At 61.8% G+C, this 12,622-nt stretch carries 11 protein-coding genes; 9 read left to right on the top strand and 2 right to left on the bottom strand.

What is annotated here, in order from left to right; all coding sequences use genetic code 11:
* Positions 1 to 18: 18 nt before the first annotated feature.
* The 7 genes from erpA to waaA all read left to right on the top strand — a co-directional run bounded on the left by erpA (position 19) and on the right by waaA (position 5,523).
* Positions 19 to 354, top strand: coding sequence for an iron-sulfur cluster insertion protein ErpA (gene erpA, locus ACW73L_RS01195; protein WP_129882475.1), 336 nt, complete (start codon positions 19 to 21; stop codon positions 352 to 354).
* Positions 355 to 608: 254 nt separating this feature from the next.
* A complete protein-coding gene (gene tyrS, locus ACW73L_RS01200; RefSeq protein WP_498919502.1) occupies positions 609 to 1,832 on the top strand; it encodes a tyrosine--tRNA ligase in 1,224 nt (407 codons plus the stop codon).
* 140 nt (positions 1,833 to 1,972) lie between these two features.
* On the top strand, positions 1,973 to 2,380 hold the full coding sequence (rpsF, locus tag ACW73L_RS01205) for a 30S ribosomal protein S6 (protein WP_498919504.1): 408 nt from the start codon (positions 1,973 to 1,975) through the stop codon (positions 2,378 to 2,380).
* Positions 2,381 to 2,434: 54 nt separating this feature from the next.
* On the top strand, positions 2,435 to 2,671 hold the full coding sequence (rpsR, locus tag ACW73L_RS01210; RefSeq protein ID WP_129882472.1) for a 30S ribosomal protein S18: 237 nt from the start codon (positions 2,435 to 2,437) through the stop codon (positions 2,669 to 2,671).
* A gap of 54 nt (positions 2,672 to 2,725) precedes the next feature.
* Positions 2,726 to 3,631, top strand: coding sequence for a hypothetical protein (locus ACW73L_RS01215; protein ID WP_498919506.1), 906 nt, complete (start codon positions 2,726 to 2,728; stop codon positions 3,629 to 3,631).
* A 53-nt stretch (positions 3,632 to 3,684) separates the two neighbouring features.
* Entirely contained in the window at positions 3,685 to 4,131 is a 447-nt protein-coding gene (gene rplI / locus ACW73L_RS01220; protein ID WP_129882661.1) for a 50S ribosomal protein L9, read from the top strand.
* A gap of 42 nt (positions 4,132 to 4,173) precedes the next feature.
* The gene (gene waaA / locus ACW73L_RS01225) at positions 4,174 to 5,523 is read left to right on the top strand and encodes a lipid IV(A) 3-deoxy-D-manno-octulosonic acid transferase (protein ID WP_498919508.1); all 1,350 of its coding nucleotides are present in this window, start codon (positions 4,174 to 4,176) and stop codon (positions 5,521 to 5,523) included.
* Here waaA and ACW73L_RS01230 read toward each other — a convergent pair.
* The gene (locus tag ACW73L_RS01230; RefSeq protein ID WP_498919510.1) at positions 5,427 to 8,333 is read right to left on the bottom strand and encodes a bifunctional diguanylate cyclase/phosphodiesterase; all 2,907 of its coding nucleotides are present in this window, start codon (positions 8,331 to 8,333) and stop codon (positions 5,427 to 5,429) included. The genes waaA and ACW73L_RS01230 overlap by 97 nt on opposite strands.
* Before the next feature lie 369 nt (positions 8,334 to 8,702).
* On the opposite strand from ACW73L_RS01230, the gene ACW73L_RS01235 reads away from it, so the two are divergent.
* Both ACW73L_RS01235 and ychF read left to right on the top strand, forming a co-directional pair.
* The gene (locus tag ACW73L_RS01235) at positions 8,703 to 10,175 is read left to right on the top strand and encodes a mannose-1-phosphate guanylyltransferase/mannose-6-phosphate isomerase (RefSeq protein WP_129882468.1); all 1,473 of its coding nucleotides are present in this window, start codon (positions 8,703 to 8,705) and stop codon (positions 10,173 to 10,175) included.
* A gap of 16 nt (positions 10,176 to 10,191) precedes the next feature.
* On the top strand, positions 10,192 to 11,283 hold the full coding sequence (gene ychF / locus ACW73L_RS01240; RefSeq protein ID WP_498919512.1) for a redox-regulated ATPase YchF: 1,092 nt from the start codon (positions 10,192 to 10,194) through the stop codon (positions 11,281 to 11,283).
* A 173-nt stretch (positions 11,284 to 11,456) separates the two neighbouring features.
* Here ychF and ACW73L_RS01245 read toward each other — a convergent pair whose 3' ends face one another.
* Positions 11,457 to 12,548, bottom strand: a complete 1,092-nt coding sequence (locus tag ACW73L_RS01245) for a hypothetical protein (RefSeq protein WP_498919513.1) — start codon at positions 12,546 to 12,548, stop codon at positions 11,457 to 11,459.
* Between the last annotated feature and the right edge of the window lie 74 nt (positions 12,549 to 12,622).

Here is a 12,622-nt window from a genome sequence, read left to right on the forward strand (position 1 = left end):
ACTGCGCAGGGTTTCCAGATGAGTCAAGAAGCCATCCATTTCACCGACAATGCCGCTACGAAAGTCAGCGAGCTCATTCAGGAAGAAGGCAACGAGCAACTCAAGCTGCGTGTTTACGTTTCCGGCGGCGGCTGTTCGGGTTTTCAATACGGTTTCACCTTTGACGAGGCCGCGAACGACGACGATACGCTGATCGAAAAGAACGGCGTAACCGTGCTGATCGACTCGATGAGCATCGATTACTTGCGGGGTGCCGAGATCGACTACAAGGAAGACGTCAGCGGTGCGCAGTTCGTCATCCGCAACCCGAACGCGTCCACGACCTGCGGCTGCGGCTCTTCCTTCTCGGTCTGACAGGCCGGGTGGCGCCTCCGGGCGCCACCGCTTCGCATCCACGCGCGCGTTAGCCCGGTCGTGACCGGCCCGACGTGCTGTTCGTCCGGGACCGTTTCCCCCGCGCGCTCCTCCACAGCCGCGACCCGCGACATTCGCGCTATTCATGCGTGCATTTCCGCTCATGCCGGGGAGTCCTGCGGCTGGTCAGGGGCGAGCGCAGCTTTTAGAATGCGGGCGCTGCGATTTCACGCAACCGATTCCAAGAGGCTGGCATGCTTGACGATACCCTGAATGAACTGCGGCGCGGGGCTGAAGAGGTCCTGAAAGAGCAGGAACTGCAGGAGCGCCTGCAGCAGGGGCGTCCGCTAAGGATCAAGGCCGGCTTCGATCCGACCGCGCCCGATCTGCATCTGGGGCATACGGTGCTGCTGACGAAGCTCAAGCAGTTTCAGGACCATGGTCACGAAGCCATATTTCTGATCGGCGACTTTACCGGCATGATCGGCGACCCGACCGGCAAGAACGCGACCCGGAAGCCGTTGACCCGCGATGAGGTCATCGAGAATGCCAAGACCTATGAGGAGCAGATCTTCAAGGTGCTGTGCCCCGAGCGCACCCTGGTGATGTTCAATTCGAGTTGGATGAACGCGCTGACGTCGGCCGAACTGATCGGGCTGGCGGCGAAGCAGACGGTGGCGCGCATGCTGGAGCGCGAGGATTTCAACAACCGATATAAATCCGGCCAGCCAATCGCGATTCACGAGTTCCTGTACCCGCTGATTCAGGGCTACGATTCGGTGGCACTGAAGGCCGATGTCGAGCTGGGCGGCACGGATCAGAAGTTCAACCTGCTGATGGGGCGGCATTTGCAGGAGTTGCACGGCCAGAAGCCGCAGATTGTCTTGACCATGCCGATCCTGGAAGGTCTGGACGGCGTGCAGAAGATGTCGAAGTCGCTCGGCAATTATGTCGGCATCGCTGATTTGCCGGACGACATGTTCGGTAAGTTGATGTCGATCTCGGACACCCTGATGTGGCGATATTTGCTGCTGCTGAGTGCGCGCAGCGTGGCCGAGATCGAGGCTTGGCGGCAAGCTTGCGCCGAGGGTGCCAACCCACGCGATTACAAGGTGCGCTTTGCCGAGGAAATCGTCGCCCGCTTTCATGGCGCCGCGGCCGGCAAGGGTGCGGTCGAGGCGTTCGAGCGCCGCTTCAGTGACCGTCAGATCCCCACGGACCTGCCGGTCACGATCCTGGGAGTCGATGCGGCAGGCTACCCCGTCGCGAACCTGCTGAAGGATCTGGGGCTCACGGCCAGCACCTCCGAGGCGCTGCGAATGATCGATCAGGGCGCTGTCCGGATCGACGGCGAACGGGTCAGTGATTCGCGGTGTCGGATCCCCGCAGGCCCGCCCCGCGTCGTGCAGGTGGGCCGGCGGAAAATCGGGAAGGTGCAGCTTGATCCCGTGGACGCAGGGAACGGGGTACCCTCGTAAAGCTTGGTTCGGTTGCCAAGGCTGAGCCTATTGTACTATCATCGCCGGTTTTATCCGGCAGCCGCAGTTTTTCTCGGTTGCCTCTCCTTGCCTCACCCGTCCAGCCGGGCTGGGAGGCTCATTTTCCGAAAGGAGTTTTCATGCGCCATTATGAAATCGTCGTGCTGGTCCATCCGGATCAGAGTGCTCAAGTTCCCGCCATGATCGAGCGCTATCGCTCGATCATCGAAGGCGCTGCCGGCACGATTCACCGCCTCGAGGACTGGGGCCGCCGCCACCTCGCTTACCCCATCGCGAAGGTCTTGAAGGCGCACTACGTGCTGATGAACATCGAATGTGATCAGCCGACGCTGGAGGAGCTGGAAAGCGGCTTCCGATTCAACGATGCGGTGCTGAGGAGTCTGACGCTGAAGCGGGATGAGCCAGTCACGGAACCTTCCCCGATGGCGCGCTCGGGTCACTCCGAGAGTGCCGGGGACAGCGACGATGCCAGCAGCGAGACCGCCGAACCCGGCGTTCCGGCCACCGAGTCCGCCGAGACGGATTGAGTCGCGGCTTTCTGATCCCTTATCTCTCATCCCGTCAGCGAGAATCGCACGATCATGTCTACCGTACGTCAGTTCAAACGCAGAAAATTTTGCCGTTTCACGGCCGAGAACATCAAGGAGATCGACTACAAGGACCTCGATCTCCTCAAAGAGTACCTGTCCGAAACCGGCAAAATCGTTCCGAGCCGCATCACCGGAACGAAGGCCAAGTATCAGCGGCAACTCGCGACGGCGATCAAACGGGCGCGGTTCCTGGCGCTGATCCCGTTCTGCGATTCGCATCCGCAGTAAACCGGTCGCCTGATCCGGCGGCTGCCGTTGGCGATTTGACCGGGGACCGCAACAATGCTTCTGCGGGCAGCAGCCTACGCGTTGCGGGGTCGAGTGCAGGCCAGTGTGGTCGTGCTCGGATTCGCGCTGCTCTCGCTGTTCTTTCCCCTGGTCGGCTTGCTGAGTTCGGCTTCGGTCGCGCTGGTCACACTCCGCAAGGGAAGTAGCGAAGGCCTCGCCATCACCGCACTGGTGTCGTCGGTTGTCGGCGTGATCGGTGTCGCGTTGACGGGTTCCGTTCTGACGGCGCTGGCGTACGCAGGGATGATGTGGGTGCCGGCCTGGCTCGTGGCCGTCGTGCTGCGCGTGGCGCGAAATTTTGGCTGGGCGACGGAAGCCGCGGGGGCTCTGGGGCTGTTGGCGGTTGGACTGGTCTACGCCTTTGTAGACGATCCGGCCGCGATGTGGGCCGAGCGTTTTCGGCAGATCCTGGAGCCGCTGACTGCCGCTGGTTCACCGCCCGACGCTGCCCCGTTCGCTCGGCTCAGCGAGGGCTTCGCCCCATACCTTACCGGGCTCATTGCGGCGGGTTCAGTGCTCAGCCTGATCCTGAGTCTCGTCCTGGCCAGGTGGTGGCAGGCGCGGTTATTCAATCCGGGCGGTTTCGCCGCCGAGTTTACCGCCCTGCGTATGCATCCGGTGACGCACTATCTGGCTTTGGTGTGCGCTGGTGCGACCGTAGGTCTGGATGGGCGGGTAGCGGAGCTGTTCGCGAACCTGTTGCTGATACTGGGCGTGCTGTTCGTGGTGCTGGGCTTTGCCATTCTGCACCGTGTCTTCGCATCGCGGCCCGGCCAACGGTTCTGGTTGGTGGGGATTTATGTGCTGGCTCTGTTCGTGCCGCAGATGCTAGGGCCTTTGGCTCTGCTGGGGGTCACCGACCTTTGGATGGACTGGCGGCGGCGCTGGCTCTCCGGTTAGTGTGCTCGGGTGCACCAATCAATCTCTCGAAAACGAATCACTGGGTAAAATCGATGGACCTCATTCTTCTTGAAAAGATCAGCAATCTCGGCAACTTGGGCGACAAGGTCACCGTAAAGCCCGGTTATGGGCGGAACTTTCTGGTGCCCCAGGGCAAAGCCGTCCCGGCCACCGCAGAGAAGCTCGCCGAGTTCGAACAACGCCGCGAGGAACTGGAAAAGAAGGCGGCGGGCGAACTGGCCGCAGCCCAGGCCCGGGCCGATGCGTTGGCGCAGTTGTCCGTGACGATCGCGCAAAAGGCGGGCGACGAGGGGCGCCTGTACGGATCGGTGGGCACCAAGGACATCGCCGATGCGGCGACCGCAGCTGGCGTTGAGCTGCATAAGGCGGAGGTCCGCCTGCCGTCGGGTCCTCTCCGTCACACTGGTGACTATGAGATCGCGGTGCAGCTGCATGGCGATGTCGTCGGTAAGCTGGCCGTTCACATCGTCCCCGAATAAGGCGAGCCTACCGCGGCGGCTGGCCGCAGTCTCTGCGTAGACATGCGGTTCGTTTACACCGCCCTGTTTTACGGGGCGGCTCCGCTCATCGTGCTGCGCCTGTTTTGGCGGGGCCGCAGCAACCCCGGTTATCGCGACCGTATCGGCGAGCGATTCGGTGCTTATGGGGCGGCGACACCGCGTCGCGACGTCATCTGGATTCACGCCGTTTCGGTCGGCGAAACGGAATCCGCCGCACCTCTGGTCCATCAGCTACGAGACCGCTACCCCGATATCCCGCTGCTGTTGACCACGACGACGCCGACCGGTTCGGCACGCGTGCAGGCCCTGTTCGGCAGTTCCGTCGAGCACTGCTATCTCCCCTACGATCTTCCTGGTCCGATCGCTCGCTTCTTCGGTCGTTTCCGGCCCCGTTTGGCAGTGATCCTGGAGACCGAGATCTGGCCGAATCTGTTCGGTGCCTGTGCAGCCCGCAGGATTCCTCTAGTGGTCGCGAATGCTCGGCTGTCCAGTCGGTCCGCCGTCCGATACCGGTACATCGGGGGCCTGGTCAGGCCGGCGCTGGCCGCGGTCAGTGCGATTGCGGCACAGACACCAGAGGACGCCGAGCGCTTTGCCGCAATCGGCGCGGACCCGTCGAAAATCTCCGTGACGGGCAATATCAAGTTCGATGTGGATTACGGTGAGGAGCTTGTCGCCCGCGGTCGGGGTTTGCGGAAGGAACTGTTCGGCAGCCGGCTGGTGATCATCGCGGCCAGCACCCATGCCGGGGAGGAGGAACGTCTGCTGTCCATTTTTAGCGGTTTGCGGCAGCGGTTCCCCGGGTTGCTGCTGATGCTTGTGCCGCGGCATCCGGAGCGCTTTGCGACGGTGGCCGCTCTGGCGCGAGCGGCGGGCTTTAGCACCGTGCGGCGTAGCGACGGTATTCCCTGCAGTGGCGCGGACGAGGTGTTCGTGCTGGATACGATTGGGGAATTGCGCACGTTCTACGCCGCGGCGGACATCGCCTTCGTCGGCGGTTCCCTGGTTCCGGTGGGGGGCCACAATGTGCTCGAACCGGCCATGGCGGGACTGCCGGTCATGTTTGGCCCACATGTCGCCAACTTCCGGGCGATTTGCGCTGCGCTGGTGCAGGCCGGCGGCGCTATCGCGACCGATGGGCAGTCTTCGCTTGCGGCGGCCTTGGAGCGCGTGCTGGAGGATGCGGCGTCGCGGGCGGGGATGGGCGAACGTGCCCAGGCCTACGTTCTCAGGAACCGGGGGGCTCTGAACCGCCTCACGGCCGTCCTGGGCGGTTATCTGGGCACGGACGCTTCAGTGGTTTTGTCCTCGGCCTCAATTGATGGGGCTTCTTCGAACACTTCGAACGGTGCGGGTCGTCCGATGAAGTAGCCCTGTGCCAGGTCTACCCCCAGTCGTCGAATGGTTTCCAGCGTTTCGGCATCCTCCACGCCTTCGGCGATGACTTCCATTTTGTTGCCGTGTGCCAGTGTCGTGATTGCCGACACAAACGCTTCGTCCCGCACGTTGCCGGAGATATAGGTCACGTAACTCTTGTCGATCTTGACGAATTGCACAGGCAGGTGGCGCAGGTAGGAGAAGGACGCGAATCCCACACCGAAGTCATCGATCGCAAATCGGAAGCCGAGCAGCGCCAGTTCGTCCATGATGTCCTTGGCCGTTCCGAAGTCGGCAATGGCGGCCGTTTCGGTAATTTCGAAGATCAGTCGTTCCGGCTGAATCTCACGGTTTTTCAAGGCCAGCTTGAGCGGCTCCGTCCAGTCGCGGTGGGATAGCGCCGAAGCGGACAGGTTGACGTGGATGGCGGTAAAGCGGCCCGAATCCCGATATTTACTAAGGAAGCGGATCGCATCCTCCACCACATAGCGGTCGATTTCGCGGATCAAGCCTGTGAGTTGCGCATACTCCAAAAATTCGCTCGGCGGGATCGGTGTGCCGTCGTCGCCGCGCAGGCGTACCAGCGCTTCGTAGTACGGGATGGCTCCGGTGGCCAGTGACAGGATCGGTTGGTAGTGGAAGATGAAGCGCCGCTGCAGCAGAGCATTCTGTATCGTTTGCTTCCAGTAACTGCGATCGGATATGCGTTCGCGCGCGTGGTCGCTGTAGGAGAACAGATGCACCCGGCTCCGGCCGCTATTCTTGGCCTGATACATGGCCAGGTCGGCGTTGGCGAGTATGTCTTCGATATTGCTTCCGTGGTCCGGGATCACCGCGACACCGATGCTCGCGGACACGTGAAACAGCTTCTGTTGCACGGTGATCGGTAGTGTTTTCAGCCGTGTGTTGAGCAGATTGGCGAACGCCATCGCCCCTTCAAGTCCCTGATGAGGCATCAGGATCGCGAACTCGTCACCGCCCAGGCGCGCAGCGATGTCTGCCTTGCGAATCCGCGTCTTGAGCTCGGAGGCCAGCTTGCCGAGGAGTTCGTCGCCGGCAAGATGCCCAACCGTGTCGTTGATATCCTTGAAATGGTCGAGATCGAACAGGATCAACGCGGCGCGTGCCTGGCTTTTCTCGACCTCGCCGTAGATCCGTTCCAGTTCCTCGTGGAAGCCGCGCCGGTTGTACAGACCGGTCAGTGGGTCATGATTCGCCAACCACATGTAGCGGGTTTCCGCTTCGACCCGCTCGGTGACATCGAGTCCGACCGAGAGCACGGCCACATCGTTCGGATTCTGATCCTTGAGCCGCGTGTGTACCCAGACCACACTGCGTCGCGTGCCCTCCTTGCAGAGCAATTCGGTCTCGTGCTGCAGCCGTTCACGTTGCCCCGACCAGAGTTGGGCAAAGTGCTCTTCGAACTCCTCGCTGACCTTCGTTTCCAGGATTAACGACCGGAACGGACGCCCGCGCAGTTCACGAGGCTCGAACCCGGTGACCTGCAGCGTCAACTCATTGGCCGTCAGGATGCGGCCGGAACTCGACTGCGTCAGGATCATGACCTGAGCGGCGTCGAGTAGCCCCTGCACGAAGTCGCGCTCAGCGGCGAGTTCCCGCGTCTTGTGGGCTATCGCCCGCGCCTGCGATTCGAGCTGCTGCGAAAGCTGGAGCGCAGCGTCGTCGAGTATCAGGACCTCATCTTGCCAGCGCGTCGTTCGCTTGGCTGCTATCAGATGCTCCCGCGCCTCCGCATAGGCGCCCTGTGCCATCAGCGGGAGCGACTCGGCCAGTCGGCCCAGATGTCTGAGCGGGAACTTCATCATCAGGAACAGTAGCAACTCGGCGATCAGCAGCGCGACCGACGCGAGGAAGATGCCATTGCGGGTAGCGTTGTGGATTTGATCGATCTGGTCAGTGACCTCGGCGATGATCAGGGCCGCGGCCTCGGCATGCACGATCGCCTGTAGCGGGATGCTGTGCACCGAGAAATGCCGGCCCCGCCAGTTCTGGATGACCTCGGTCACATGCGAGAGTTCGTCTGGATTCCGCGCGGACAACTCGGCGATCAGCGGTTCGAGCGCAGTCGAATGCGTCAGCGCCGCCAGCTTGTAGCCCCAGGCGAGCGGCCCTTTGGCCGTCTCGGCGGGTGCGGCCGGAATCAGGATGGCGATGTCTGCGCCGGTGAGTGATTGGTACTCGATGACGAGCTGTGCGATGGACTGCCTCAACGCGAAGGCGCCGGCAAGGCGTCCATCAACCAGTACCGGCAAATAGACGCGTAGGGCGCAGTGGGTGCGGCAGACCAGCAGATTGGACGGTTCTTCCCGCTCGAGGACGGTGCGGATCGCCGTCGCTTCCTGCGCCGAATCGAGCTCGGTGGAGGCCTTCAGGCCCCATTGCCAGAACGCGCTTCCGGATGCGTCGAACAACTCCAGGTGCTCGATGTCCAGGTCATGCTGGATCGTGGTGTAAATCGACGCTGAAGAACGCAGCAGCCGTGGGTCTTTCTTGCGCAAGGCTTCGGCCACATTACCGACCGAAGTCAGTACCGGTCCGATCTGCTGCAAACGGGTCAGGGAACGCGACAACAGATCATTGAGCTGCCGGTTCAATAGCGCCTTGTCGAGTTTCTGCTGCTCCTCGAACTGACGCTCGAGATGGAGGTGATTGAGTATCGCAAACGAGGCCCCGATTCCCACCATCAGCAGGCTCAGGAACAGAAAACCCTTCCAGAACAGGCTAAGGAAACGATGCCGGTGTTGGTCACGCACGTGCGTCTGATCCCACTGCGCGGGAGACATTCATGCTCGGGGGAAGCGGCATCGGGTGCGGACCGCGGCGCGACATCCGGCGCACATTCGGCGGCTCCGATCGGCAGCCTTGAATCGCATCATCCCCGTATCGTTCCCTGGAGATCGATCGACATCGGTTTCGGTGTGGGGCCACGCTTCGCACAGCCTGTCGCTTTGGTTCGCGCAAGCATTATAACCAAGGGGCGATACTTCGGGGGGGTTCACCCCCGGACAACTGCTGCGTGCCGGGACATCATTGCGCCGACCCGGTCCGTCAGTGACGAGGGTCGGGAACGGGGGGGGGCGCCCGCTGCGCGCGGGCACTCTGCGGCTGGGTTACAATTCCGGCTTATTCGTCGCGTAAAGGAGTCGCTGTTCATGACGATAGACGTCTTCCCGGTGATCTTGTCGGGCGGTTCGGGGACCCGTCTTTGGCCATATTCCCGTGAGGCTTTTCCGAAACAGTTCTTGTCGTTCATCGGCGATCAGACCCTGTTGCAAAACACGGTAGCGCGCATCGCAACGCTCGACGAAGCGGCTACGGGTCAGCCGATCCGGGTTGGGAAGCCGCTCGTGATCTGCAATGAATTGCACCGTTTCCTCGTGGCCGAACAGTTGCGCGAGATTGGCTTCGAGTCGGCGCCGATCGTGCTGGAGCCCTTGGGCCGTAATACCGCGCCCGCCATGACACTGGCTGCCTTGCAGGCGACGGCGGATGGGCGCAGCGATCCGGTGCTGATCGTGATGCCTTCGGACCATCACATCCAGCAGGATGCGGAATTTCGTAAGAGAGTCGCCGCGGCGGTAGAACTGGCGGCGAATGGAATGCTCGTGACTTTCGGCATCGTGCCCGACCGTCCGGAAACAGGTTACGGCTATATTCGGAAGGGCCGCCCGCTCGGGCAGAATGCCTACGTGCTGAATGCCTTCGTCGAGAAACCTGACCTGGAGACGGCTACCGGCTACCTGCATTCGGGCGATTATCTGTGGAACAGCGGTCTGTTCGTCATGAAGGCCAGCGTCTGGCTCGATGCGATCGCCCGGCATCGTCCCGATATCGATGCCCAGTGCCGGCTCTGCTTCGCCGAGGCAAGTCGGGAGGGCGACTTCATCCGAGTGGATCGCGAGCTGTTCGCGGCCTGCCCCAGCGACTCGATCGACTACGCGGTGATGGAACGTTTGGACGAGGCCGAGCGGGAACGCACCGCCGCCGTTCTGGCCCTGGATGTCGGATGGTCGGATCTGGGCTCGTGGTCCGCCATCAGCGACTTGAAGGCGCGCGACGCGGACGGCAACGTGACGTATGGTGACGTGTTCGCGAAGGATTCCCGCAACTGCCTGCTGTATGCTCAGGGGCGATTTCTGGCGGCGCTTGGAGTCGAGAATCTGGTCGTGGTGGAAACGACTGATGCGGTGCTGGTCGCACACAAGGACAAGGCTCAGGACATCAAGGTCGTGACCGAGTATCTGAAGGTGGCCGAGCGCCACGAGCACGTTTTTCATCGCCAGGTGCATCGGCCCTGGGGTAATTACGAATCCATCGACAACGGCACCCGTTATCAGGTCAAGCGCCTTAGCCTGAAGCCGGGCGCGACACTGTCGTTACAATTGCACCACCATCGTGCCGAGCACTGGGTGGTCGTCAAGGGTACGGCCCGCGTTACGCGGGGCGAAGAAACCTTTCTGCTGACCGAGAACGAGTCGACGTTCATTCCTGTGGGCGTCCGACACCGCCTGGAGAATCCGGGAGCGATCCCGCTCGAAATCATCGAGGTGCAGTCGGGGAGCTATCTGGGGGAGGACGATATCGTCCGCTTCGAGGATCGCTACTGGCGCGCGCCCAAGGACTGAGGAAACCGACAACAACATGGGTGTCCATATCGGAATCGTCGGCTTGCCGAATGTCGGCAAGTCCACGCTGTTCAACGCGCTGACGCGCGCCGCCATCGCCGCGGAAAATTATCCCTTCTGCACCATCGATCCGAATGTCGGAGTGGTCGCCGTTCCCGATCCGCGCCTCGATGCACTCGCGGCGATCGTCAGGCCGCAGGCGACGATCCCCACCACGATCGAGTTCGTCGACATCGCGGGTCTGGTCGCAGGAGCCTCAAAGGGAGAGGGCCTCGGCAACCAGTTCCTGGCGCATATCCGCGAGGTCGATGCGATCGGGCACGTCGTCCGATGCTTTCGAGACGACGATGTCATCCATGTGTCCGGCCGCATCGATCCCGCCTCGGACATCGAGGTGATCAACACCGAGCTTGCGCTGGCTGATATGGGAACTCTGGACAAAGCCCTGCAGCGGGCCGTCAAAGCCTCGAAGTCGGGCAACAAGGACGAACTTGCGCGCAAGGCCCTATTGGAGCATTTGCTGGCGGAGCTCGATCGCGGTGTCGCGGTCCGGGCGGCGAAGCTGTCAGAGGCCGAGCGCGCCCTGATCCGCGACCTTCACTTGCTGACCGCGAAGCCGACCATGTACCTCGCCAATGTGACGGAGGATGGCTTCGAGGACAACCCGCTCCTGGAAAGGGTCCGCGAACTGGCGGCTCAGGAAGGGGCAGAAGTCGTGCCTGTGTGTGCTGCCGTCGAGGCCGAGTTGAGCCAGCTCGAGGATGCCGAGCGGGAGGAATTCATGCAGGCGCTGGGCTTTTTGGAACCAGGCCTGAACCGGGTGGTCCGTGCCGGTTACCGCCTGCTGAGCTTGTGGACCTACTTCACCGCGGGAGTGAAGGAGGTTCGGGCCTGGACGATTCCGGTAGGGGCGACCGCGCCTCAGGCGGCTGGTGTGATTCATACCGATTTCGAGAAGGGCTTCATTCGTGCCGAGGTCATCGCCTACGACGACTTCATTCAGTTCGCCGGCGAGCAGGGCGCCAAGGAAGCAGGGAAGTGGCGGCTGGAAGGGAAGGATTACGTCATGCGCGACGGGGATGTCGTGCATTTTCGCTTCAACGTCTGATGCTGCCGCGACTCCGCCGGTCACCGACCGGCCCCCGCTTCGATCCCGCCGCTGACGGTTGAGCCCGGTACGCGCTTACCGAGGCCCAATCGCTTGCAGAGCCTTGCCAGGTATCGCCCGGTCGATCGATTTCCGGACGATGCCTGGCGAGATGACCGCGGCTGCGGCCCTGCTCAGTCGGTATCGCAGATCAGGTCAGCGGGGCAGTTCCGGTTGATGGCGCCGCCCCGGGCGCGGATCAGATTCACGGTGTCGTAGAAGTCGTACGAATTGTTGGTGCCCGCCTTCTCGAAATACCACCAGTACAAGTGTGTAGCGGCGGCACCGGTGCGCGATATCGCAAAGTCGTATACCTCGCCCAGGGTCAGCGCACCCGTCCCGATCGGATTTATCTTCCACGTCAGCCAGGTCGGTTGTACCGCCGTCAGAATCGGCATACGACCCGCGTACTGCGCCGTCAACACCGGGATCGTTTGTGTACGCCGGGTCGGTGTGGTGTCTGGTCCCCCGATCCCGATGCCGTTATGGTAGAGATGGTTCACCAATTCCGTGGTGTAGGGTTCGGTCGTCCAGTTCACCCAGATCTCTGCCAGGGTATGCGGATAGGCCTCTGCCATGGCCGAGCCCAGGCGCTTCAACTGGTCGACATATTCGCGGTTACTCAACCCATCCAGTACCGGACCATCGATCGCGGCAGTTTCCTCTGTCGTCACGGCTTCGAAATATGGCTCGGTATCGAAGCGTTGGCCCAGTGCCCGGTGCAGTGCGATAAAGCGGTCCATCACCGCCGGTATCCAACGTTTTGCGATGCACCCCGTTATTTCTCCGGCTGAATCGTAGGTGAACATTTCGCCTCCCTGGTAGGTCGGGTCGGTCTGCATGTCGATAGGAACGCAATCCGTTCGCCCTCTAAACTCCTTGTCGGTAATCATGATCGCCATGCGCTTGCCATTCGCTTTCAGAATCGCAAGTTCACTCTCGATCGCCGAAAAATCGTAGACGCCCTGATACGGTTCCAGTGCGGACCAGTCATATTGCAGCAGCGCACCCCGCATTTCCGGCACCTGGATGATTGATTGGAGCCATTGCGGGCTCCGGCTTCCCGGGATCTGCATGTAGTGGCCTGGATGCCATTTCTTTGGGCCAAACTTTGCCGATGGCGCGATGACACCGCGCCCGGTAAGCGCGCTACGATAGGTTCCGAAGCTCGTCCACAGCGTGATCGTTGCAGACCTTTGGCCGAGGTCGAAGGGTGTGAAAGCCAACTGCCAGTAACAGCTCCTCAGCGGCTGAAGAAACTCAGGACAGTTGCTGTAGACTCGCCTGAAGTCGCCCCTTG

It is taken from the genome of Methylolobus aquaticus (assembly GCF_054172105.1).